This window comes from Tichowtungia aerotolerans (genome assembly GCF_009905215.1).
Lineage (GTDB): Bacteria > Verrucomicrobiota > Kiritimatiellia > Kiritimatiellales > Tichowtungiaceae > Tichowtungia > Tichowtungia aerotolerans.
Genome location: NZ_CP047593.1, coordinates 3,442,317 through 3,464,707, shown reverse-complemented (window position 1 = coordinate 3,464,707; position 22,391 = coordinate 3,442,317). Strand labels below are relative to the sequence as shown.

The 22,391-nt window shown below is 51.8% G+C and carries 22 protein-coding genes; 11 read left to right on the top strand and 11 right to left on the bottom strand.

The genetic code is table 11. The features are described from left to right. Positions 1-113: 113 nt before the first annotated feature. Positions 114-1,166: an N-acetyl-gamma-glutamyl-phosphate reductase gene (gene argC / locus GT409_RS14220; RefSeq protein WP_160629719.1), complete on the bottom strand. Its 1,053-nt coding sequence runs from the start codon at positions 1,164-1,166 to the stop codon at positions 114-116. A 68-nt stretch (positions 1,167-1,234) separates the two neighbouring features. On the opposite strand from argC, the gene GT409_RS14215 reads away from it, so the two are divergent. The 3 genes from GT409_RS14215 (at position 1,235) to GT409_RS14205 (ending at position 4,376) form a co-directional block, all read left to right on the top strand. Beyond that, positions 1,235-1,753 (top strand): metallophosphoesterase, encoded by a 519-nt coding sequence (locus GT409_RS14215; protein WP_160629718.1) that lies wholly within the window; start codon positions 1,235-1,237, stop codon positions 1,751-1,753. A gap of 127 nt (positions 1,754-1,880) precedes the next feature. Beyond that, positions 1,881-3,773 carry a molecular chaperone HtpG gene (htpG, locus tag GT409_RS14210; protein WP_160629717.1) on the top strand — a complete coding sequence of 631 codons (1,893 nt, stop codon included), beginning with the start codon at positions 1,881-1,883 and terminating at the stop codon, positions 3,771-3,773. 168 nt (positions 3,774-3,941) lie between these two features. Continuing rightward, on the top strand, positions 3,942-4,376 hold the full coding sequence (locus GT409_RS14205; RefSeq protein ID WP_160630135.1) for a DUF3465 domain-containing protein: 435 nt from the start codon (positions 3,942-3,944) through the stop codon (positions 4,374-4,376). Positions 4,377-4,397: 21 nt separating this feature from the next. Here GT409_RS14205 and GT409_RS14200 read toward each other — a convergent pair whose 3' ends face one another. Further along, positions 4,398-5,489, bottom strand: coding sequence for a hypothetical protein (locus GT409_RS14200; protein WP_160629716.1), 1,092 nt, complete (start codon positions 5,487-5,489; stop codon positions 4,398-4,400). A gap of 44 nt (positions 5,490-5,533) precedes the next feature. Here GT409_RS14200 and GT409_RS14195 point away from each other — a divergent pair, with 44 nt between their 5' ends. Further along, positions 5,534-6,262, top strand: coding sequence for an LOG family protein (locus GT409_RS14195; protein ID WP_160629715.1), 729 nt, complete (start codon positions 5,534-5,536; stop codon positions 6,260-6,262). A gap of 16 nt (positions 6,263-6,278) precedes the next feature. Here the strand turns inward: GT409_RS14195 and GT409_RS14190 are convergent, their stop codons facing one another. Beyond that, positions 6,279-6,914, bottom strand: a complete 636-nt coding sequence (locus tag GT409_RS14190; RefSeq protein ID WP_160629714.1) for a class I SAM-dependent methyltransferase — start codon at positions 6,912-6,914, stop codon at positions 6,279-6,281. Positions 6,915-7,053: 139 nt separating this feature from the next. Here GT409_RS14190 and nadA point away from each other — a divergent pair, with 139 nt between their 5' ends. The 5 genes from nadA to xerD all read left to right on the top strand — a co-directional run bounded on the left by nadA (position 7,054) and on the right by xerD (position 11,980). Continuing rightward, entirely contained in the window at positions 7,054-7,956 is a 903-nt protein-coding gene (gene nadA / locus GT409_RS14185) for a quinolinate synthase NadA (RefSeq protein WP_160629713.1), read from the top strand. A gap of 69 nt (positions 7,957-8,025) precedes the next feature. Then, positions 8,026-8,865, top strand: a complete 840-nt coding sequence (gene nifU / locus GT409_RS14180) for a Fe-S cluster assembly protein NifU (protein ID WP_160629712.1) — start codon at positions 8,026-8,028, stop codon at positions 8,863-8,865. A 72-nt stretch (positions 8,866-8,937) separates the two neighbouring features. Then, the gene (gene nifS, locus GT409_RS14175; RefSeq protein ID WP_160629711.1) at positions 8,938-10,092 is read left to right on the top strand and encodes a cysteine desulfurase NifS; all 1,155 of its coding nucleotides are present in this window, start codon (positions 8,938-8,940) and stop codon (positions 10,090-10,092) included. Positions 10,093-10,111: 19 nt separating this feature from the next. Beyond that, on the top strand, positions 10,112-11,005 hold the full coding sequence (locus tag GT409_RS14170; RefSeq protein ID WP_160629710.1) for a phosphoribosylaminoimidazolesuccinocarboxamide synthase: 894 nt from the start codon (positions 10,112-10,114) through the stop codon (positions 11,003-11,005). An 87-nt stretch (positions 11,006-11,092) separates the two neighbouring features. Next, the gene (gene xerD / locus GT409_RS14165) at positions 11,093-11,980 is read left to right on the top strand and encodes a site-specific tyrosine recombinase XerD (protein WP_160629709.1); all 888 of its coding nucleotides are present in this window, start codon (positions 11,093-11,095) and stop codon (positions 11,978-11,980) included. Between the two features lie 38 nt (positions 11,981-12,018). On the opposite strand, the gene rsxE is transcribed toward xerD, so the two are convergent. The 8 genes from rsxE to GT409_RS14125 all read right to left on the bottom strand — a co-directional run bounded on the left by rsxE (position 12,019) and on the right by GT409_RS14125 (position 20,514). After that, complete coding sequence (gene rsxE, locus GT409_RS14160; protein WP_160629708.1) at positions 12,019-12,690, bottom strand: electron transport complex subunit RsxE; 672 nt, start codon at positions 12,688-12,690, stop codon at positions 12,019-12,021. Positions 12,691-12,708: 18 nt separating this feature from the next. Further along, positions 12,709-13,350 carry an RnfABCDGE type electron transport complex subunit G gene (locus GT409_RS14155; RefSeq protein ID WP_160629707.1) on the bottom strand — a complete coding sequence of 214 codons (642 nt, stop codon included), beginning with the start codon at positions 13,348-13,350 and terminating at the stop codon, positions 12,709-12,711. Between the two features lies 1 nt (position 13,351). Then, on the bottom strand, positions 13,352-14,359 hold the full coding sequence (locus GT409_RS14150; protein WP_160629706.1) for an RnfABCDGE type electron transport complex subunit D: 1,008 nt from the start codon (positions 14,357-14,359) through the stop codon (positions 13,352-13,354). Positions 14,360-14,363: 4 nt separating this feature from the next. Then, positions 14,364-15,692: an electron transport complex subunit RsxC gene (gene rsxC, locus GT409_RS14145; RefSeq protein ID WP_160629705.1), complete on the bottom strand. Its 1,329-nt coding sequence runs from the start codon at positions 15,690-15,692 to the stop codon at positions 14,364-14,366. After that, on the bottom strand, positions 15,689-16,522 hold the full coding sequence (locus tag GT409_RS14140) for an RnfABCDGE type electron transport complex subunit B (protein ID WP_160629704.1): 834 nt from the start codon (positions 16,520-16,522) through the stop codon (positions 15,689-15,691). The genes rsxC and GT409_RS14140 overlap by 4 nt, the downstream gene beginning before the upstream one ends. Positions 16,523-16,540: 18 nt before the next feature. Further along, a complete protein-coding gene (locus GT409_RS14135) occupies positions 16,541-17,143 on the bottom strand; it encodes an electron transport complex protein RnfA (protein WP_160629703.1) in 603 nt (200 codons plus the stop codon). A 74-nt stretch (positions 17,144-17,217) separates the two neighbouring features. Then, a complete protein-coding gene (locus tag GT409_RS14130; RefSeq protein ID WP_160629702.1) occupies positions 17,218-17,715 on the bottom strand; it encodes a cell wall hydrolase in 498 nt (165 codons plus the stop codon). A gap of 333 nt (positions 17,716-18,048) precedes the next feature. Next, the gene (locus tag GT409_RS14125) at positions 18,049-20,514 is read right to left on the bottom strand and encodes a glycogen/starch/alpha-glucan phosphorylase (protein WP_160629701.1); all 2,466 of its coding nucleotides are present in this window, start codon (positions 20,512-20,514) and stop codon (positions 18,049-18,051) included. A gap of 84 nt (positions 20,515-20,598) precedes the next feature. Between GT409_RS14125 and GT409_RS14120 the strand changes: the two genes are divergently transcribed. After that, on the top strand, positions 20,599-21,591 hold the full coding sequence (locus GT409_RS14120) for a KamA family radical SAM protein (protein WP_160629700.1): 993 nt from the start codon (positions 20,599-20,601) through the stop codon (positions 21,589-21,591). A 10-nt stretch (positions 21,592-21,601) separates the two neighbouring features. Continuing rightward, positions 21,602-22,387, top strand: a complete 786-nt coding sequence (locus tag GT409_RS14115; RefSeq protein ID WP_160629699.1) for a hypothetical protein — start codon at positions 21,602-21,604, stop codon at positions 22,385-22,387. Positions 22,388-22,391: the final 4 nt, after the last annotated feature.

Sequence of the window (22,391 nt, the reverse complement as noted above, 5' to 3'; positions counted from 1 at the left end):
TCCCCGAATCCAAGGGAAGTGTACCCGTCTTCCAGGATTTGGAAAACATTGAATCCGGTTTTCCAAGCCCTGGAAACGAACGTCGTAACGGTTGCGCTCCGGCATCTGTTTCCTTACGGACATCTGCCCGGGAAGTTCAGGCCGGTCATTGGGTCGAGGCCGAACATGAGATTCATATTCTGCAGCGCATTTCCGGCCTGACCTTTCATGAGGTTGTCGATGTGCGAGATAATCCGAAGACGGTTGTTGCGTTCGTCTACATCAACGATCAGATTGCAGAAATTGGTTCCGCTGACCTGAGCGGTACCGATTACCGTTTTGTTGTCGAGAACACGTACGAACGGTTTGTCTGCATAAAACGCCTGATACAGATCGAGCACTTCTGAGGCGGTCATTGTGCTGTTCAGATCTCCGTACAGGCAGGAAAGAATTCCCCGGCAGGTCGGCACCACCTGGGTGGTCATTGTGATCTGAATGGTTTCTCCGGCCAACGCGCTCAGTTCCTGCTCGATTTCCACCATATGCTGGTGTCCGGCCAGTTTGTAGGCATTCACCTGTTCGTAACGCGCAGGGTAATGAAAGGTTGGTGACGGTTTTTTTCCTGCGCCGGATACGCCGGTTTTGCAGTCGCAGATGACGCTTTTCGGCGCGACCAGGTTGCTGGCTGCGGCGGGAGCAAGCCCTAGAATACAGCTGACTGCAAAACATCCCGGGTTCCCGGCCAGTTTCTGGTCCGGTGTGATCTCATGCAGTTCGGACAATCCGTAAATCGTCTGCGGCAGCAGGCTGGGAGCGGCATGCTCCGGGTTAAGCCCGATGAAGTTGGCGTAAGCGCTGTATTTGTCTTCTGTGGTGAACCGGAAGTCACCGCTGTAGTCAACCACATGCGCTCCCTTCGCCAGTTCATTTTCCGCGATGTTCATTCCGACCCGGTCGGGGGTGGAGCAGAAAACAGCGTCGAACGCTTCCTGTGCTTCCGGGGCGTCCGGGGTCAGGATCGGCAGGTCGCAAAAGCCCTTCAGGTGCGGATAGAGCTCGCTGATCAGCATGCCGGTCTCTGTTTTTGCCACCAGACAGCTGATTTCAAATTCCGGGTGATTTAACAGTAATTCGACAATCCCAACACCGCCGTATCCTCCGGCTCCAATTACTTTGACTTTCTGCATTTTTATATTCTCCACTGGAAATTTGTTAAAGGGATGATATCCTAACTGTTTACTGGAGAGTTGGAAGTATGAAAGTCGGCATCTTGTCAGATACGCATGGTCAGGTGGACCTGGCGCTCGGAGCAGCCCGTGAGTTTTTATTCAGGGGGATTGATGCCGTATTGCATTGCGGCGACATTGGCTCCGATATGGTGCTCACCGAAATGTCCACGCTTTTCCAAACCCTGGAAATTCCGGTCTATGCGGTTCTTGGCAATTGCGACGTTCCGTCCGAATGGGATTTCTATCCGGAAGATATCGGCGTCAAGATTCTCGGCCGCTTTGGAGATTTAGAACTGGCCGGAAAGAGAATTGCAGTGCTTCACAGTGATGATGAAGAGGCTTTTGACCGGGTGGTTGCTTCGGAAAAATACGATTACCTGTTTTCCGGGCATTCCCACGTTCGTCACGACCGCCGTAAACGCAAGACCCGCCTGATCAACCCCGGGTCTGCCGGTCGCGGCATGCATCCATCCTGCGCTGTTTTGAACCTGTCTACCGACGAGCTGGAGTTCGTAACCATTCGGCGAAGCGATTCAGAGCGCTAAAGAGCCGCTGGATGAGGCAGGATCCTTTTTCCGTGCTGAAACCCTGATTTTTCACTTTTCAGGACAGTCGGTTTGACTATCCTGTGCGACTGTCAATTTTCAAAACGTTTAAGAAGGAGAGAACACAATGGCCGAAAAAACCATGGAGTTTAAGACCGAACTTTCACAGCTGTTGCACCTGATTACCCACTCGCTCTATTCACATCGCGAGATCTTCCTGCGCGAGCTCATCAGCAACGCCTGCGACGCGATCGATAAAATCCGTTTTGCCGCGCTGACCGAAACCGATCTTCTGGACGGCGACAGCGACTGGAAGATTCGCCTGTCTGAAGATAAGGAAGCAAAAACGCTGACGATTTCCGATAACGGCGTGGGAATGGATGAAGAGGCCCTGGTGGAAAATCTGGGAACCATTGCTCATTCCGGTACGAAAGCGTTCCTGGCCCGCCTGCAGGAAGAAGGTGTTAAAGATAATCCGGACCTGATTGGGCAGTTCGGGGTCGGATTTTATTCTTCATTTATGGTCGCTGACCGCGTCGTCGTCGACACCCGCATGCACGGCAAGGACGCCGTAAAATGGGAATCCGAAGGGACCGGGTCGTTCACTCTGGGCGAAGGCGAGCGAGAAACCCGCGGAACATCCGTGACACTTTACCTGAAGGAAGATGCTGCCGAATATCTCGAAGAATATCGTCTGCGTTCACTGGTTAAAAAATTCTCTGACTTCATCGAACATCCGGTTGTCATGAAAGTAACCCGCACGAAAACGGAAGGCGAGGGCGACGATAAGAAGGAAATCGAAGTTACTGAGGACGAAATTCTCAACACGCAGAAAGCCATCTGGCTGCGTGCCAAAACCGAGATCTCCAACGAGGACTACAACGAGTTCTATAAACACATTTCCCACGATTTCAACGATCCGGCCGAAGTCATTCATTACAGTGCCGAAGGGGCCATGGAGTTCAAGGCACTGCTGTTTGTTCCGGAAAAACGTCCATTCGATATGCTGATGGGCGGCGGCGACCAGAAAGCCCACATCCATCTCTATATTCAGCGTGTGTTCATTTCCAGCGACTTTGAAAATCTCCTGCCGCCGTACCTCCGGTTTGTGAAAGGTGTTGTGGACGCTGCCGACCTGCCGCTCAACGTTTCGCGCGAAATCCTGCAGGAAAACCCGCAGCTCGACCGCATTCGCAAAAACCTTGTGTCCCGCATTCTCAAAACGCTGGCGACCATGAAGGACAAGGAGTTCGATAAATACCTCACTTTTTACAGCGAGTTCGGCCCGATTTTGAAAGAAGGACTCCAGTCCGACTTTGAAAACCGTGAGAAAATCGCTGACCTGCTTCTGTTCGAAACCACAAAAACAGAAGCAGGCAAATTGCGCCCGCTTTCCGCAGTAGTCGAAGCGATGGATGAAAAGCAGGAGGAAATCATTTACCTCTCCGCAGAGCACCGTGGCCTTGCTGAAAACTCGCCGTTCCTTGAAGGCTTTAAAGCAGATGACAAAGAGGTCGTCTTCTTCCTCGATCCCATCGATGAGTTCGTCATGCCGCAGCTCCACGAATATAAAGGCAAAAAATTCAAAGCCGCCAACAAAGGTGACGCCGGCGACGACAAGGAGCTGAAGGAAGAAAAGAAAAAATTCGAAGGCTTCCTCGGCTTCGTTAAGGACAAACTCTCCGGCGTTAAGGAAGTTCGCCTATCCACCCGCCTTAAAGAAAGCCCGGCCTGCCTCGTTGGCGACGAATACTCCATGAGTCCGCACATCGAAGCCATGATGCGCCGCATGGGCCAGCCGGTTCCGGAAACCGAGCGCGTACTCGAACTGAACCCAACCCATCCCGCGGTACAGGCCGTGCAGGCTATGTATGAGGCGGACAAAGACGACGCCAAGCTGGGTGAAAGTGTTGAGCTCCTTCGCGATCTCGCACACGTCGCCGAAGGCTCAAAAGTCGACAACCCCGCCGCCTTTGCGTCCCGCATCGCAGACCTCATGGCCCGCGACCTAAAAGGGTAGGTTGGCTAACCGCTAAGGCACGATAAAAGCCGCCCCATTCCGGGCGGCTTTTTGTTTTCCCTGCCTTGGAAGTCCGCTGTAAGCTGAACGAATCAAAATTATTCTAACAAGACTTAAATGATGCTAAGTAAAGATCGGTCATATCTAGACAGGTCTTTAGGAGAAATGATGAAACGCATTGTCGCAGCATTAATCCTGATCAGTGGTCTGATTTATTTCGGGACCACTCATTGGCAGTCTGGTTCCGTTCGGTCAGCCCATACAGGACAAAATGATGATGCAATATCCAATGCCTTTCATGATAAACAGAGCGGCATTCAGGTTGCAGGCGCTGGAACGGTCATACGGATTCTTCCCGATGACACCGAAGGACGAAGACATCAGAGATTTATTCTTAAACTGGCGTCTGGCCAGACCATACTGATTGCTCACAACATCGATTTGGCTCCGAAAATCAAATCGTTAAAAACAGGAGATGTCATTTTGTTTTGTGGCATTTATGAGTGGAGTTCAAAAGGTGGGACGGTTCACTGGACTCATCATGATCCTGAGGGAAACCATATAAATGGTTGGCTCAAAAAAGGATCGCAGATATATCAGTAATCGGGTCTCGAAGAGGCGGATTCACATACGTAATGCCCCCAACAGCTCTTCGGCAATCATTTCAGCTCCGGTGCGGCGAATGAAGCCGTCGGGCGTCGGTGCGCTTTTAATTTTTTCCAAGGATTGGACAAAATCTCCGGTGTACAGATCGGCAGAGGGGATGTGGGTGTTTTGGAGGTATTTTTCGATGCCTTCAACGAGATAGGGATATTCAGCAAAGTCGCCGCGGTCTGAATAGATCAGCGGTTTGCTGTTGACGATACATTCCGACACCAGCCCGAACCCCGGTTTACTGATGACGATGTCGCAGGATGCAATTACATCAGCAAATGGAACGTTGTGCCGATCGAGTGCATGAATGCACGAACCGGGGAATTCCAGGGGCTGGACGCAGAAGAACTCATAGTCGTTATTCAGGGATCGAATGTTTTCCAATGCATGGGACTCCAGATCCAATGACGTGAACGACAGCAGAATCCATGTTTTAGACATGTTGCTGTTTGATATGTTGGCGATGTCTTTTCGTCGGGGCTGCCCCGCCGCAGCGAGGAGCGGAATATCTTTGCGCTTAGGGAACTGTTCCATGGGCGGAGCAAAGGGCAGGCGCAGGAGAAGGTCGGTCTGTTCGTAAACAGTCCGGAATTTTTCGACAAAGTATTCCCAATGCAGATCGGTTTGGGCGTAATCGGCATAAATCCAGTCCCACGAAAAGTTGCCGATGGCGATGTTCGGAATCCCGGAGCGCTGTGCGGCGGCGAGAGGAATAGCCGGAATGTCGGCAACGACCAGTCCGACGTTTTCATGCTGAAGAAAGAGTCGCTCCTGAGAAATCAGTTGATCCCATTTCTCATTGAGTTCTTCGAGTTTTTCCAATGTTTGGAAGAGATCGGCTCGAACAGAGTCCTGTTGGACGAGTCCAACGTCGAAGCCTCCAGAGCGGAACGTAATGTTGGTGCAATCCTTCAGTCGGCTCTCGAGAAAATCGCGAGGCAGGTCCGTGGTGACGATCACGGATTGTGTTGGCGCAATGCGGTGAAGGGCGTGGAGCACATCGCAGGAACGGGTTCCGTGTCCGTAGCCATGAGCTGTAATGTAGTAGGCAATCGGTTTCATTCCTGTTAGTCTTACACTGAAACGGTAAGACAGGAGAACTGAAAATGGACAATCCGCTTAAGGCATATGAAAATCTCGAGTTTTTGAAGAGCAACCACTGTCGTGAAATCAGACTTCAGCTGGAGCATCTTCACCCGGAAGTCGTGATGCGCGAGCAGGGGATTAAGTCGACGATTGTTCTCTTTGGAAGTGCACGTATTCCATCGCCTGAAAAGAAGAGTGGTCAGAAAATCGATGAATTGACGCCGTTTTACGAGGAGGCCCGAAAACTGTCGCGAATGGTCAGCACGACCTGCCAGACCAATCATGAGTGCGAGTACGTTGTCATCACCGGCGGGGGAGGCGGCATTATGGAGGCCGGCAACCGCGGCGCGACCGAAGCAGGTTGCAAATCCATTTCCCTGAACATCACGTTGCCGCACGAGCAGAGGCCGAATCCTTATGTGACGCCGGAGCTGTGTTTTCAGTTTCACTATTTCAGTATGCGCAAAATGCATTTTATGCAGCGCGCCAAAGCCGTCTGCATTTTCCCCGGAGGGTTTGGCACTTTTGACGAACTGTTTGAAGCACTCACACTGATTCAGACCGGAATTATTGATCCTATGCCGGTGATCCTGTTCGGTTCCGAACATTGGAAACGGGTGGTGGACTGGGAATATCTCGCCGAGATGGGGTTGATTGCGCCCAAGGATCTGGATCTGATCACATTCTGTGATACGGCCGATGACGCTTGGGTTGCCATTGGCGAATTTCACGCAGCGTTGAGAAAATAAGCCGGTCGCTCGCCGTCTATTTCTTGGCAGAGAGCAGAATATGGGTCGGAATCAGCAGGTCGCGCAGCGGTTTGTTTGCTCCGCAGGTTTCGACCTTTATATTCCGAAAGCCGGCTTTTTTCACCAGCTGTGTGAGCGTTTTAACCGTAAAAAAACGGATGTTGGGATTGTTCGGGGCAAAATGCCGGTTCCATCCAAACAGCGCAATCAGCACGTTTTTTAACAATCCGTGATAGGGAACCGTGACAAACAGCTTCCCACCGGATTTGAGCACCCGGTAGAATTCGTTGAGCGCAAAAGCGGGATCAACAAGACGTTCGAGCACTTCTGAACACCAGAGGACGTTAACGGTTCTCGACTCGGCGGCAATCGGTTCGGCCAGGTCCTGCACAAAAAAGCTGATGTCGGGCCAGGCGTTGCAGTTGGCAGCGATTTGCGTGCGGGAAATGTCGCAGGCGCGCATGTGACCGGCGCGACGCGCGAGGTGCGGGGTGAAGGCGGCGGAGCCGCAGCCGGCTTCCAGAATGTTTTCCATTGACTGCTCCAGCGGCAGTTCCCGATCGAGCCAGCGAAGTATGTTTTTAAAATACCCGGCAGCGGTGTCCTGATTGCTGATTTTCCAGTATTCCTCACGATCGGATCTCTTGCTCATGCAGGCATCTTAACGATTTTGCCAATATCAGGAAAGCCTTTGCTGGCGGAGCCCGAAAATTTTCCAAGGGTTGGAAACTCATTGCATGAGAGCTCATATTTTTTTTCCAATGTCTGGAAGATGGGGCTATATTGCGTGAATGAAAACAATTGAAGAACAGATTCTTGAGCTGAAAAAACAGCATGGTGCCGTTATTCTGGCCCATAACTATCAGCTCGACGAAGTGCAGGCGATTGCAGATTTTACCGGCGATTCACTGGAGCTCAGCCGAAAGGCAGCAAACCTTTCCGAGGATGTGGTGGTGTTTTGCGGGGTGCATTTTATGGCGGAAACCGCGGCGATTCTTTCGCCGGACAAAACCATTTTAATTCCCGACCCGAATGCTGGCTGTCCGATGGCCGATATGGTGACAGCAGAACAGCTGCGCGCAGTGAAAGCCGAGCATCCCGGCGCAAAAGTGGTTTGTTACGTCAACAGTTCGGCTGAAGTGAAGGCAGAGAGCGATATCTGCTGTACGTCGTCGAACGCTGTCAAGGTGTGCGAATCGCTGGGCAACGAACAGATCATTTTTGTGCCGGATCGCAACCTCGGTTCGTTTGTGGCGGAGAAGCTGAACAGGAAGATTGTCCTGTACAATGGATTCTGCCCGACTCATGAACGGATTCGCGATGTGGATGTTATTGCTATGAAGCAAAAATACCCGGGTGCCGTGGTTATGGCACATCCGGAATGCAGTAAGCCGGTGAGGGATCTGGCCGATGAGTTGCTGTCGACCGGCCAGATGTGTCACTACGCTCAGGCTTCAGAAAAAACGGAGTTTATTGTGGCGACGGAACTGGGGATCAACTATCGGCTGCGGAATGAAAATCCGGGCAAAAAGTTCTATCCGGCAAATCCGGACCGCGCGGTGTGCCCAAACATGAAAAAGATAACGCTGGAGAAGGTTCTATGGTCGCTTCAGGGAATGAAGGAACGGGTGACTGTTCCGCCGGATATTGCCGAGCGGGCGGTGGGCTGTATTCAGCGCATGCTTGAAATTTAACAAACGTGAGTTGTTGACTCAGCAATGCGGGGCGACAATAATTCAGAAATTGATGGAGAGGAAATTCCCATGTGGGACTATACAGATAAAGTAAATGAACATTTTCGCAATCCTCATAATGTGGGGAAAGTTGAAAATCCGGACGGCGAGGGGCAGGTCGGATCGCTGGCATGCGGTGATGCATTAAAGCTGATGTTCAAACTCGATGATGAAGGCCGGATTTCTGAAGCCAAATTTCAGACGTTCGGATGTGCCAGTGCCATTGCGTCGTCTTCGGCTCTGACCGATATGATCATTGGGAAAACGCTCGAAGAAGCGGAGAAGATTACCAACAAGGATATTGCCGACTACCTCGGGGGGCTTCCCAAGCAGAAGGTTCACTGTTCGGTTATGGGGCGGGAAGCGCTCGAAGCCGCAATTTACAATTACCGCACGGGCAAAACATGGAGTAAAGAGATTGAAGGCGAAGTGGTTTGCCACTGTTTCGGAGTAACCGATAAAGAAATTGAAGAAGCTATTCGCAACAACGATGCCCAAACCGTCGAGGATCTCACGGATACCTGTAAAGCCGGTGGAGGATGCGGCAACTGCATTCCGGAACTGGAAGCGATTTTAAAACGGGTTACCGCAGAAATGGAGGCGGAAAAGAACAAGCCGGTTCAGATGCCGATGACCAATCTGCAGAAAATACACTTGATTGAGGATGTAATCGATCGTGAGGTCCGTCCGGCTCTTCGTCAGGACGGCGGGGATCTTGAGCTGATCGATGTCGCAGGCGATATCGTGACGGTTCGCTTTCGCGGGGCCTGCTCGGGCTGTGTCGTTTCCGCAATTACACTGAAGGATGTGGTGGAAGCCCGTCTGAAAGAAAATGTTTCTGAGGACATCACCGTCGAAGAAATCAAATAATTGTTTACGCAAGGAGCTGTGCCGGACGGTGCCGAAGTGTTTCTTTGTGTTCCATGATTTAGAAAGAACATTATGAAGACAGTATATGTAGATAACAATGCTACTACGCAAATCGCAGATGAAGTCCGGGAGGCAATGCTTCCGTTTCTGACCGATCTTTGGGGCAATCCTTCCAGCATGCATACATTTGGCGGACAGGTTAAAAAACATGTCGAAGCTGCCCGCGAAAAGGTTGCTGCCCTGATTGGCGCTGCCGACCCCCAGGAAGTCACATTCACCAGCTGCGGTTCTGAAAGCAACAACCTTGCCATTCGCGGCGGTGCAGAGGCCATGGATAAGCCTCTGCATGTGATTACCTCTAAAGTGGAGCACGCTGCTGTTTCCGGACCTTGTCACTATTTAGAGGATCGCGGATTTCGCCTGACCAAGCTGGATGTCGATTCCCAGGGAGATCTGGATACCGGAGCATTGGTACACGAGGTGAAAAGCGGAAAAAGTCTGACCTCGATCATGTGGGCCAACAACGAAACCGGGGTTATTTTCCCGGTGTCCCAGATCGGGGAACTCGTCCATGAATTCGGCGGGATTTTTCATACCGATGCCGTTCAGGCGGTCGGCAAGATTCCGATGAATGTGAGCGAACTCCCGATTGATATGCTCTCTCTTTCCGGGCACAAGCTGCACGCCCCTAAAGGAGTCGGTGCACTTTATATCCGCCGCGGAACAAAAGTGAAACCGCTGGTGCTTGGCGGACATCAGGAGCGCGGTCGACGCGCAGGAACTGAAAACGTGCCGTATATTGTCGGTCTCGGTGTCGCCTGTGATCTGGCCGGCAAAAAACTGTCCGAGGAAAACGACCGCGTTAAAGCCATGCGCGATCGTCTGGAGCAGGGCATTCTGGCCTGCTGTCCCGGTTCCCGTGTGAATGGCGATTCCATGCATCGTCTTCCGAACACAACCAACATCAGCTTCGACTTCATTGAAGGAGAAGCCATTCTGCTGATGCTGGATGATCGCGGTATCTGTGCCTCCACGGGTTCCGCCTGCGCCTCCGGTTCTCTGGAACCTTCGCATGTTCTGCGCGCCATGAATGTCCCGGGAACGGCGGTTCACGGTTCCATTCGTTTCAGCCTCAGCACGTACAACACTGACGAGGATATCGATGCGGTATTGACCGAACTGCCTAAAATCGTGCAACGTCTTCGCGAACTTTCACCGTTTGTTTAATTAATTCCGGAGTCATTTAATGAGTGAAGCATTAACAAGAATTGAAATTCCCAACACAGAATCACGCAGCGGAAAGGTCCGCGAAATCTTTGACGCCGGCGACAAGCTTCTTTTTGTTGCCAGTGACCGAATCTCCGCCTTTGACTGCGTGATGCCCAACGGCATTCCCGAGAAAGGTGCCGTACTGAACATGATCTCAAAGTTCTGGTTTGAGCGCACCGGCGATGTGGTCAAAAACCACATGCTCAGCACGGATGTCAGCGAATATCCTGCCCCGTTCAGCCAGTATGCGGATCAGCTCAAAGGTCGTTCCATGCTGGTGAAAAAGACTGAGGTCCTGCCGGTCGAGTGTATTGTGCGCGGATATCTGATCGGTTCCGGATGGAAAGAATATCAGAAGAGCGAAACCATTGGTGGAATGCCGCTTCGTTCCGGCTACAAAATGGCCGATAAGCTGGATGAGCCGATTTTCACGCCGTCCACTAAAGCGGAGCAGGGACTGCACGACGAAAATATTTCCTTCGATAAAATGAAAGAGATCGTCGGAGAAGAAAAAGCGGAGAAGCTCAAAGAAATCAGTCTGAAGCTTTACAAGGAGGCTGCTGATTACGCGCTGACCAAGGGCATCATTATTGCCGACACAAAATTTGAATTTGGCGAACTGGATGGGGAAATCATTCTGATCGACGAAGCGCTGACTCCGGACAGCTCCCGATTCTGGCCAGCCGACTCCTACGAAGTTGGAAGTTCCCCAATGTCATACGACAAGCAGTTTGTGCGCGATTATCTCGAAACGCTTGAGTGGGATAAAACCCCGCCGGCTCCGGCGCTGCCCGAAGAAATCATCGAAAAATCCCGCGCCAAATATCTCGAAGCTTATGAGCGCCTTACAGGCACAAAACTGGAAATCTGAAAGTCTAAATTTTGAATTCGGAGCCTGTCGCATAAGCGGCAGGCTTTTTTCGTGCTTTGTCGTGTTTTTTGTGGCTATTTATTGACGATGCGTGCACTGCTGGACAGTTTCCTGGATTATGTCAGCCTCGAAAGAGGTTTGAGCCAAAACACGCGCATGGCATATGCGGATGATATTGTCCGGTTTATTGACTTTCTGGCTAAACGGGGCGTCAGCACTTTTAATGATGTAAACCGAAAGCACATTCTCGACCATTTGATGGACGAGAAAGCGCGCGGGTTATCCGCCAACTCACTGTCTCGGCATTTAGTGTCGCTTAAGGTGTTTTTTCGATGGATGGCACAGGAGGGAATGCTGGACGTCAATGTCGCCGAAACGATGGACTCGCCCAAAGTCTGGAAAATGCTTCCAGGCGTATTGACGCCGAAAGAAATTGACCGACTGTTTGAGGCCCCGGATCTCAAAACTCCGCTGGGAATCCGCAACCGGGCTATCTTGGAACTGTTTTATGCATCTGGTCTGCGGGTTTCAGAGATGGCTGATCTGCAATTGACCGACCTGCATTTCGATGAAAATTTTTTGCGTTGTATCGGGAAAGGGCGCAAAGAACGCGTTGTTCCGGTTGCAAAAACCGCCATTAAGTGGGTAAGACGTTATATCGAAGAAGTACGTCCCCAACTTTCTCCGGGCGTTCAGGAGCAGACCGTTTTTCTGAGTCGGCAGAAACAGCCGATGTCGCGTAAAACCATTTGGGTCATGATCAAACAATGCGCACGCGATGCAGGGATCACCAAAACGGTGTATCCACACTCGCTGCGTCACTCATTTGCCAGCCACCTGCTGGTCAACGGCGCTGAATTACGAATCATTCAGGAAATGCTCGGTCACGCCGATATCGCCACCACCCAGATCTACACCCATGTTGATCCGGACCGCCTCAAAGGCGTCCACCGTCAGTTTCATCCGCGGGCCTGATTTCCAATGTTTGGAGAACTCAAATCTAAGGCTAAAACCTATTTTTCGTTGAGATCGCAGAGATTGCATTGGCGGCAGTCGAGTCCGGGCGGAGTCCAGTCATTGCCGGCTTTTTTCGCTTTGCGGCGTGCATTCCAGTTGATGACCCCGAGGAAAACTCCGAGCAGAATAAAGGCGCCGGGGGCTTGGCCCATCAGCATGAAGTCATTGGTCCAGCCCTCGATCAGTTTGACCTGAAACAGAGATCCACTGGCGAGAAATTCTCGTGATCCGCCGAGAATGCACAGCGCCATTGTGAATCCGAGCCCCATGCCGAGTGCATCAAAAATCGAAGCAACAACTCCATTCTTGGACGCAAAGGCTTCCGCGCGGCCGAGCACGATGCAGTTCACCACGATCAAGGGAATGAAGATTCCAAGCGCTTCGTAGAGTGAGCGCGGGGCATAAGCCTGCATCAGCAGGTCTACGATCGTCACGAAAGATGCAATCACGACGATATAGCAGGGGATGCGCACCTTTTTGGGAACAATGTTGCGAATCAAAGAAATCACAATGTTGCTTCCGAGCAGCACGCACAGCGTGGCCACGCCCATGCCGAGTCCGTTGACTGCGTTGTTCGTTACAGCCAGCGTTGGGCACATGCCGAGCAGCAGGACGAAGACGGGATTCTCTTTAAAGAGACCTTTGGAAAATTCTTTGAACAGGCTCATATCTGTTATCCGTATCGGTTATTGGGTTATCAGTTCGGATCGGTTGGCTGCAAATGTTTCAGCAATCGTGTAGACGGCACCGCAGACCGCGCGGCTGGTAATGGTGGCTCCGGTGATAGCATCACAGTTCCCCCCGTCTTTTTCCACCGTCCATTCCGTGGAGCCGGCGGCGGCTTGCATGCCGCTGTACTGATCAAGAATGGCGTTCGGAGGCAGGCCGGTTTCTTTGACACCCTTGATGATTTTGCTGATGGTTTTTTCCCGTTTGCGTTCACAGACAACGGTTCCCAGTCCGGGAGTTTCCGACTGTTTTGTAACGAGTACGGTGGTGATTGTTCCGTCCGGTTTCAGTCCGGCCAGCACGGTAACGTTTCCATTGTAACCTTTGGGTGTAATGGTTTCACCGGCGAAACCGACAACTTGACCATCTTTTCTGCCGACATAAAACGTGACGCCGTCTTTTATAATCGTTTCCTCGGCCGGCTGGTTATCGAACTCCGGAAGCACTTCACCAAGCGCGGTGTTGGTTTTTGCCTGCAGTGCAGCAGCGATCGGTTCCTGCGTAAGCAGGTAAACCCAGCCGAGCAATGCAGCGGCAACGCCGGCAATCAGTGCCAGAGCAGTCGCGAGAACGGGAATATTGACTTTGTTGCCGTTCATGTTACGCAGCCTCCTTCTTAACACGAATGTAGCCGAACGGTTTGCCAATGGTGTAGCGGTCGATCAGCGGGGTAAGGGCATTCATAAAGAGAATGGAAAAACTGACGCCTTCCGGATAGCCGCCCCAGATACGGATGACGCTGGTGATCAGTCCGCAACCACAGCCGAAAATCAGAGCGCCTTTGGCCGTCATTGGAGACGTGACCATGTCTGTGGCCATAAAGAAAGCACCGATCAGAAGGCCGCCGGCGAGAACGTGATAAATCGGCGTCTGGGTGATTTCCGGATTGATGGCGTGCACCAGACCGCTGATGACAACGACGGTTCCGATGAAAGCGGCGGGGACCTGCCATTTGATCAGCTTGCGGACAATCAGGAACGCGCCGCCGAGCAGCAGGGCCAGTGCTGAGGTTTCGCCGAGGCAGCCGCCGACATTGCCGCTGAATAGATCGGCAAGTGAAGCAACCGCTTCACCCTGTGCGCCGAGCGGCGTGGCGCCGGTCATGGCATCGCAGACGGTCAGATTTCCAGGGGTTGGAGCCACCCATGAAGTCATCAGTGACGGAAAGCCGATCAGAAGGGCGACGCGGGCGACGAGCGCCGGGTTAAAGGGGTTGAAGCCGAGTCCGCCGAAAAGCTGTTTTCCGAGGATGATGGCCAGCAGGCAGCCGAGGATGCAGATCCACCACGGTGTGCCGGAGGAGAGGTTCATGGCAAGCAGCAGGCCGGTGATGGCCGCGCTGCCGTCTTTCCAGGTCGTTGCGCGTTTGGTGCATTTATTCCAAATTTCTTCAACGGCGATGCAGCCGACGGTGCAGAGCACCATCACTTTGAGCGCGGCCAGTCCGAAAAACCAGACGGCGGCAATCGCAGCCGGGAGCAGGGCAAGCAGCACCTGAACCATCACCTTGGAGATGGTTTCGTTTCCGCGGATGTGCGGCGAGTTGCTGACGACCAGTTTGGTGGCGTCGGGCAGTTGAATAGCGGGAGTTGTTGTTTCTTCAGCCATAATCTTACTTCTTTTGTTCCTTGCGGCGGGCTGCGGCGATTTCGGCCTTGGCCCGTTTGAAGTGCTGGTTCAGGGGGCGGTGCGACGGGCAGACATAACTGCACGATCCACATTCAATACAGGCCATCACATTGAGCTGTGCCGACCAGTCAAAACGTTCGTTTTCCACTGCCTGACTGATCGTGGCAGGCAGAATATCCATCGGACAGACCTCGACGCAACGGCCGCAGCGAATGCATGGTTCGGAGGTATACTGCGAGGCGGTCTCAACCGGAATCAGAAGAATGCCGGACGTGTTTTTCATGACGGTGACGTCGAGTGAATTCTGGGCAAACCCCATCATCGGTCCGCCGAGCAGCAGTTTCGCGGGCTGCGTTTTAATACCACCTGCAAGCTCCAGTGCTTTGGAAATCGGCGTGCCAAGCCGGAAGCGCCAGTTGCCGGGGTTGACGAGCGGCTCGCCGGTAACGGTTGTTATTCGTTCGATCAGCGGACGTCCGTTAATGACCGCGTCGGTCACAGCTGCGGCGGAAGCGACGTTCTGGACGACGCAACCGGCATCCATCGGCAGACCGCCAATCGGCACTTCCCGTCCGGTGAGTGCATAGATGAGCTGTTTTTCGGCTCCCTGCGGATAATTGACGCGCAGTCCCTGTACCTTGACGTTATATTTGCCAGCAATCTTATTGAGTTCTTCGATGGCATCGGGCTTGTTGTTTTCAACGCCGATGGTTGCGCCGTTGAGTCCGAGAATACGGGCGAGAATCGCTGCGCCAAGAACCACCTTTTCGGCTTCTTCGAGCATCAGGCGATGGTCCGCCGTTAGATAGGGTTCACATTCCGCACCATTGAGGATCAGTGTATCGATCGGCTTGTTGGGCGAAAGTTTGACGTGTGATGGAAAGCCCGCTCCGCCCATACCCACGATGCCGGCATCCGCGACGCGTTGTTTGAGCGCAGCCGGGTCGGCGTTCTGCCAGTCGCTGATCGGCTCCATGCAGTCGCCCCAGGCGTCTTCGCCGTCGGCGGTGATAGTGATGGACGGGACACTGATGCAGGTCGGGCCGGGGCATTTTTCCAGGGCGCTGACTGTTCCGCTGGTCGGAGCGTGCAGAGGCACAGAAACGAAACCGGAGGCTTTGGCGAGCAGATCTCCTTTTTTGACCGTGTCACCTTTTTTGACGATCACTTCCGGTGGCGCGCCGATGTTCTGGTGAACAATTACATTATAACTATCGAGCAGTGGTGCGTCCTGAACGGCTTTGGCCGCAGAAAGCGCCTTGCTGTCGTTCGGGTGAACGCCGCCTTTGAACTTGCGCGGTTTATCACTCATTTGGAAACTCCTTTTTCGTAGCCGCCGGCGGCGTGTTTGGAGGCGAGGCGAAGCGCCGTGGTGGGACAGCCGGTTTTTTCGACGAGATCGGGCAGCGGCGGGTTGTCGTAGTTGACTTCGAGCAGGAAGCCTTTGATGTTGATCTGATCTTCGCTGTCGGCGGCTTTTGCGCATTTGCGGCAACCGATGCAGGCGGTCTGGCAGACCTTGCGCTTGAGTGCGCCTTTTTCGGGCGAGTTGCAGTAGATATGCACATCAACCGAAGCGGGAACGAGCTCAATCAGGTTTTTCGGGCAGGTGTCGACGCATTTGCCGCAGCCGACGCAGAGGTCAGGATGAACCACGGCGAGGCCGTCACGCATTTCAATGGCGTCAAACGGACAGGCTCGGGCGCAGCTGGCAAAGCCGATACATCCGTAATCGCAACCTTTGGCTCCACCGGCAACCACTACCGCCGAACGGCAGTCGCCGACTCCGTTATAAGGAGAGCGGACTGTGACGCCGATGCTTCCGCTGCACTTGACCACGGCAACCACTTTTTCTTTTTCTTCGGCTTTGATGCCGAGGTATTCAGCGATTCGTGTTGCGTCTTCCGCAGATGCCACCGGGCACTGCGTCGGAGAGTTCCCGTTTTCGACAATGGCTTTGGCGAAATCGGCGCAGCCGGCGAATCCGCATCCGCCGCAGTTGGCGCCAGGCAGCATGTCCGTGACGGTTTCGATGCGTGGATCAGTCTCAACAGCAAACACTTTAGCGGCAATGCCGATGATGACGGCAAGCAGCGCTCCGAGCACGACAGCAAAGATTAATGCAGCAAAAATAATAGTCATAGCAGTCTCTGGTTGAAATTAAACGAGGCCGGAAAAACCCATGAAAACCATGGCAAGAATTCCGGCAGTAATCAGGCCGATGGCCGTTCCCTGCAGAGGAACCGGAACCTTGGCGAGGTCGAGTTTTTCACGGAGACTGGCAAACAGAACCAGTGCCAGTGAAAACCCAAGCGCAGAGCAGAAGCCGAACACGGTGGATTCAATCACTCCGCGGCCTGCCTGCACATTCAGTTCTGCTGCTCCCAGTACAGCGCAGTTGGTTGTGATCAGCGGCAGGAAAATACCGAGTGCCTGATAGAGCGGTGGACTGATTTTCTGGAGAATAATTTCCACCAGCTGTACAAGCGAGGCGATCACCACGATGAAAACAAGGATTTTGAGGAAGCTGAGGTTGATGGTCGTGTCGCCGATCACCAGATCCCGGGATAAAACATATTTATAGATCGTTGAGGTAACCAGTGAGGCCAGCGTCATCACAAAAATGACCGCACCGGACATTCCGAGAGCTGTTTCAAGTTTTTTAGAAACCCCTAAAAAGGGACAGATTCCAAGGAATTTGGAGAGTACAAAGTTGTTGACCAGAATTGCTCCGATCGTGATTGCCAGAATGTTGTCTGCCATAAAGCATTTCCCTTCTTTGCCAAAAAAGACGGAATACTTTACAGAAAGCTTCTGTTCGGCTCAACTCTTCTGGTCTAAAAATTTTGACTGACTTGTCGGGGGATGTTGTGTGTGTAAAAATAATGACTGCCGACAGTGGTCAGATAGTGCATGTCCGAAACCCAGTAAGGGCGGATATCCGTCGTGTGGTAATGGGTGGCTCCGTAGGTGTTGTCCCAGAGCTGACCGTTCTCCATGGTCTCAATCAGACGCAGTGCAATCGAGTAGGCCGCAGGTTGATTTTGTGCTTGGCACAGCAATGAGGAATAGTTGGGAAAAGGAGAGTTCCAGATGGAAGACATGCAGGAAAAAGATCCGCGTTTTACCGTTTCCGGAACCATGCGATGCAGGTAGCCCTCTGCGCGGTTTATAATAACGTTGAGTACAGCCTGCATTCCTTCAGCACCGTCGCATCCTGCTTCGAGCACCATGCAGGACGCAACAATCTGGCGATCATAGCTGCTTAGTCCGGCAGACTGCACAGGATGAAATGTGCAGCATAAAGTCATTGCGCTAATCATGACATATTTCATTTCTTGCCCCCGTTGAGCGATGATCTCCCCCGAGATCTGTTTCTGTGGAAGGGCGGCGAACCTTACTCGCTTTTTATGAGCTGTAAAGTGGTTTTTTTTGCAAAAAGATGAATCGTTTGCTGTGCAGAGGTCCGGGCGCGTATGAAAAGCTGTTTTTAAAGGGAAACAACGTCGTTTTTGAATTTTAAAACACGTAAAAATATCCGGTAATTGAATGACGAGCGGACAGCAACCGCATCGATGAAGAAAGGAAGCGAAACCTTTATTGTTTTCCAGACATTGGAAAAAGGAAGCGGCACACAGCCTCATTTTCCAATGTCTGGAATGTTGGGATCATTCTGTGTCGGGAATGCTGATTGGTTTGATGCCCCAGATTTTTTCGGCGTATTCGTTGATGGTGCGGTCGGATGAGAACCAGCCCATACGTGCGACGTTAAGAATCGATTTTTCCGCCCAGGCTTCCGGCTGTCGGAAGAGGGCTTCCACTTTTTCCTGCGCGTCGAGATAAAGGCGGTAGTCCGCCATATAGAAGAACGGATCGCCGTGCCGGGTCAAATCGTCGAACAGATCCATAAACAGCGCTGGCTGGCTGGGATCAAATGAGTTGACGCGAATCGCTTCGAGGACATGCTGCAGTTCCTGATCGTTGTCGTAGTAGGTCCAAGGATTGTAGCTGTTCTGAGCCAGAGCATGCAGTTCCTCTTCGCGATGACCGAAGATGAAGATGTTTTCTTCTCCGACATGCTGGGCGATTTCAATGTTGGCACCGTCCCAGGTTCCGATGGTCAAAGCGCCATTCAGAGAGAGCTTCATATTGCCGGTACCGGATGCTTCTTTTCCTGCGGTCGAAATCTGTTCGGACAGATCGGCTGCAGGAATAATTTTTTCAGCAAGTGATACGTTGTAGTCCGGCAGGAACACCACCTTGAGGCGCCCTGCAACGTCCGGATCATGATTGACTACAACAGCAACGCTGTTGATCAGTTTAATCAGGCGTTTTGCAAGGTGATAGCCCGGCGCAGCCTTGGCGGCAAAGACAAACGTGCGCGGAAGAATGTCCATTTTCGGATTAGCCTTGATACGCTGGTAAAGCGTAATCAGATACATCGTGCTGAGCAGCTGGCGTTTATACATGTGCAGCCGCTTGACCTGAACATCGAACAGAGAATCCGGATGGATCGGAATGTGCAGATCGTTTTCGATCATCTTTCCAAGCGCTTCTTTGTTGCGCCGTTTGATGGCCATGAATTCTTTCTGGAACGCTTTGTCTGTGGCAAGAGGTTCGAGCTTGGTCAGCTCTTTCAGGTTGTGAATCCAGCCGCTGCCGATCTTGTCCGTGATCAGTGCAGACAGTTCCGGATTGCATTTGAGCAGCCAGCGGCGATGGGTAATCCCGTTGGTGACATTGATGAATTTGTTCGGATACAGTTCGCTCATCTCCGGCATTACGCGTTCGCGCAGGAGCTTGGAATGAAGCCCGGCCACTCCGTTAACCGCATGACTTCCAACGACCGCCAGATTCGCCATTCGTACGGAACGGTGACCGTTTTCTTCAATCAAAGAAACTTTCTGGATCAGTTCGCTGTTTCCGGGATGGGCCATTTCCACCCGTTGCAGAAAGCGATGATTGATTTCGTAAATAATCTGCAGGTGGCGCGGCAGCACACGATTGATCAGTTCCACTGGCCAGGTTTCCAGGGCTTCCGGGAGCAGGGTATGGTTGGTGTAAGCACAGGTCTTTGTTGTGATTTCCCATGCATTATCCCAAGGCATTTCGTACTCGTCACAGAAAATCCTCATCAACTCAGCCACTGCGAGTGCCGGGTGGGTATCATTCATCTGTACCGCATTTTTTTCTGCAAAATCGCGGAGATCTGAATGTTTCTTTTCATGGCGACGAACAATGTCGCGAACAGAACAGCTGACAAGGAAGTATTCCTGGATCAGACGCAGTTCCTGTCCGGCGTGTGTGTTGTCGGATGGGTAGAGGACTTTCGTCACATTTTCCGCCCAGTTTTTTTCTTCAACCGCGCGGACGTAATCTCCCTGATTAAACACATCGAGACGGAACCCTTCATCCGCCCGGGCGCTCCACAGGCGAAGCATATTGACGGTGTTGGTCTGGAATCCAATCATTGGAATATCGTAAGGGACCGCTTTGAACATCTGCCAGTCTGTCCAGACCGGCTGCTTGCCGCGACGGGTATCAGAAATGTTTTCGACTCGTCCGTAAACAAAAACGGGCATCGTATACTCCGGGCGAACCATTTCCCAGGGATAGCCGAGTTCCAGCCAGTTATCCGGACGTTCCTGCTGCCAGCCGTCTTCGAACTCCTGCCGAAAAATTCCGTGCTCATACCGCAGACCGTATCCATAGGCAGGAAGTTCCATTGATGCCATTGAGTCGAGGAAGCAGGCGGCAAGTCGGCCCAGACCTCCGTTCCCGAGTCCGGCTTCGATATCCATCTGAATGACCGTGCTCAGATCAATATCAAGCTTCTTCAGCGCCTCTATGGAGGGTTTTAGAATATCCAGAGCCAGAACGTTTCGTTCCAGCAGCTTGCCAATCAGAAATTCCATTGACAGGTAATAAACCCGCTTCACATCCTTCTGCAGATATTCTTCCTGAGTCGCAGTAAACCCATCGATCACCAGGTCACGCACCACATGCGCAAAGCTCCAGAATTTGTCAAAATCGGTCGCCACCTGCAGTGTCTTTCCGCGGCTGTATTTCAGGTGGAAGAGCGCGCGCTCTGCAATCATCTCGGCGGTAACGGCATTATCTTTGCTAAAATACATTTCAACTCTCCTTTGCCCTGTTGAGGATGACTGAGATCATAATTTGAATGGAAGTGACCCTGCAAATTAAATATTGTGTCCTTTATGTCTCATCTGTTTCAAAATTGTAAGCTGACTTCGTACTATAAACACCTTCTGGAAACCCTTGGAAACGACCATCCGCTTTGTCGAACAGTGCTGCCGATCAACGACCGAGCCCCTTTGTCCGGCGAGCTGGCAGATCCTTTAGGAGAAGAAAAGCATAGAGTGTGCCCCGGGCTCATACATACATATCCGGATAAAGTTCTTCTGCTTGCAACGCTCAAATGTGCGGTCTATTGCCAGTATTGCACGCGCGGTCGATTGGTTGGTCCGGGGTTCCAGACCTTTGAGAATTCAGAGGATCATGACGATGTTTTATCCAATGAGTGGAAACTCTCAGATAACGTTTTCCAAACCTTGGAAAACCTGAAAGGCGTGCGCGATGTGCTGATTTCCGGCGGCGATCCGCTGACGCTTCCTGATGCCGAACTCGACGCTGTTTTTTCCAAGGTTCGGAAAATCAGCCATATTCGGACTGTTCGGCTTGGATCCAAGGTCCCGGCGGTGATGCCGGAACGCATTACTCCGAAACTGGCCGGTCTCCTGACGGAACATCGGATTTGGCTTCAACTGCATTTTATTCATCCGGCAGAGCTGACGGAGGAGGTTGGCCTGGCGCTTGACACGCTGGCAGAAGCAGGCGTTCCTATGGTCGCGCAGACAGTTCTTTTAAAAGGAATCAATGATGACGCCGATACGCTGACAGAACTGTTTTACGGACTGTTGGAAAACCGGGTGAAGCCGTACTATCTGTTTCAGTGCGATCCGGTGCTTGGGTCGTCGTCGTTCCGCACACCGGTTCAAAAGGGGCTCGATCTGATGCAGGAACTGCAAGGAAGGGGGAGTGGCCTCGCGCTGCCGAATTTCTGTATTGATGCGCCCGGCGGCGGTGGAAAAATTGTTCTTCATCCAGGCACTGTTTTGCAGCGAAAAAAAGATTCGATCGTCCTTACAAATTATCAAGGAAAAGAATATCTTTATCCGGATAATTTATGACAGCAGGGGAATGATGCAAGCGTTGTGTAATCAAAAGCACCGTCTTCGAGACCTGTTTTTAGACGGATGGGGGATCTATTGCCACTGTTTTGTTCCTTTGGCTGTTATTCTTCTTTTATGCAACGGTTTGGATCAGGCACTGAAGGTGCTTTTAATAAAAGCGTTTGACGCCCCCTTCAAGCTCGCGGAATTCCTGGGCTCTTTTGCGTCTTTGGCTGGAATGCTCTCCGTTCTGGTCATTACCATAGAGAGCGTGTCCGGACATCATGTAAAATGGACTGAATGCTTTAGAAAAATCCGACGGTTCTTTCTTAAAGCGGCATGGGTTAAAATGATTGTTTCGATTATTCAGAGTTTGGTCGGTCTGCCGGCTATTTTACTTGTGCTTAACAAAGATGCTTTGGACGTTCCTGTGAAATTATTTACCATTTTGGAAATTGCATTAATGCTGCCGTTTTTATGGATCAGCGTGTCCCTTTTATTTTCAGTGTATGCTGTGATTCTAAGAGAAAAATCGGGAATTGATGCACTTTTCCATAGTTGGAGGCTTGTGCGGCACAGATGGTGGTATGTTTTCATGACAGTGTTTTTGCTGAATTTACCGATTTTTATATTTACCATGGCTGAACAGTTGCCTTGGTGGCATGTCGGAGAGTTGGGTTATATGGGGGTGTTTAACGTGGCAGAACTCGTCAAAACGATTCTTGGCGGATATTCAACTGTTTTAATAACGCTTTTCTTCTTAAACCTGGATTCTGTTGCTCCGCAGAAACTCATTGATGAACCCAAGGCCTGACCCT

Excerpts from the sequence above, each read along its gene's own strand:
- nadA (WP_160629713.1), top strand. The coding sequence starts at position 7,054 with ATGAAAACAATTGAAGAACAGATTCTTGAGCTGAAAAAACAGCATGGT.
- rsxE (WP_160629708.1), bottom strand. The coding sequence starts at position 12,690 with ATGAGCCTGTTCAAAGAATTTTCCAAAGGTCTCTTTAAAGAGAATCCC.
- GT409_RS14115 (WP_160629699.1), top strand. The coding sequence starts at position 21,602 with ATGATGCAAGCGTTGTGTAATCAAAAGCACCGTCTTCGAGACCTGTTT.
- GT409_RS14200 (WP_160629716.1), bottom strand. The coding sequence starts at position 5,489 with ATGAAACCGATTGCCTACTACATTACAGCTCATGGCTACGGACACGGA.
- GT409_RS14130 (WP_160629702.1), bottom strand. The coding sequence starts at position 17,715 with ATGAAATATGTCATGATTAGCGCAATGACTTTATGCTGCACATTTCAT.
- GT409_RS14150 (WP_160629706.1), bottom strand. The coding sequence starts at position 14,359 with ATGGCTGAAGAAACAACAACTCCCGCTATTCAACTGCCCGACGCCACC.
- htpG (WP_160629717.1), top strand. The coding sequence starts at position 1,881 with ATGGCCGAAAAAACCATGGAGTTTAAGACCGAACTTTCACAGCTGTTG.
- GT409_RS14140 (WP_160629704.1), bottom strand. The coding sequence starts at position 16,522 with ATGACTATTATTTTTGCTGCATTAATCTTTGCTGTCGTGCTCGGAGCG.
- GT409_RS14190 (WP_160629714.1), bottom strand. The coding sequence starts at position 6,914 with ATGAGCAAGAGATCCGATCGTGAGGAATACTGGAAAATCAGCAATCAG.
- GT409_RS14215 (WP_160629718.1), top strand. The coding sequence starts at position 1,235 with ATGAAAGTCGGCATCTTGTCAGATACGCATGGTCAGGTGGACCTGGCG.
- xerD (WP_160629709.1), top strand. The coding sequence starts at position 11,093 with ATGCGTGCACTGCTGGACAGTTTCCTGGATTATGTCAGCCTCGAAAGA.
- GT409_RS14195 (WP_160629715.1), top strand. The coding sequence starts at position 5,534 with ATGGACAATCCGCTTAAGGCATATGAAAATCTCGAGTTTTTGAAGAGC.
- nifU (WP_160629712.1), top strand. The coding sequence starts at position 8,026 with ATGTGGGACTATACAGATAAAGTAAATGAACATTTTCGCAATCCTCAT.
- nifS (WP_160629711.1), top strand. The coding sequence starts at position 8,938 with ATGAAGACAGTATATGTAGATAACAATGCTACTACGCAAATCGCAGAT.
- argC (WP_160629719.1), bottom strand. The coding sequence starts at position 1,166 with ATGCAGAAAGTCAAAGTAATTGGAGCCGGAGGATACGGCGGTGTTGGG.
- GT409_RS14125 (WP_160629701.1), bottom strand. The coding sequence starts at position 20,514 with ATGTATTTTAGCAAAGATAATGCCGTTACCGCCGAGATGATTGCAGAG.
- GT409_RS14205 (WP_160630135.1), top strand. The coding sequence starts at position 3,942 with ATGAAACGCATTGTCGCAGCATTAATCCTGATCAGTGGTCTGATTTAT.
- GT409_RS14135 (WP_160629703.1), bottom strand. The coding sequence starts at position 17,143 with ATGGCAGACAACATTCTGGCAATCACGATCGGAGCAATTCTGGTCAAC.
- rsxC (WP_160629705.1), bottom strand. The coding sequence starts at position 15,692 with ATGAGTGATAAACCGCGCAAGTTCAAAGGCGGCGTTCACCCGAACGAC.
- GT409_RS14155 (WP_160629707.1), bottom strand. The coding sequence starts at position 13,350 with ATGAACGGCAACAAAGTCAATATTCCCGTTCTCGCGACTGCTCTGGCA.
- GT409_RS14120 (WP_160629700.1), top strand. The coding sequence starts at position 20,599 with ATGTCTCATCTGTTTCAAAATTGTAAGCTGACTTCGTACTATAAACAC.
- GT409_RS14170 (WP_160629710.1), top strand. The coding sequence starts at position 10,112 with ATGAGTGAAGCATTAACAAGAATTGAAATTCCCAACACAGAATCACGC.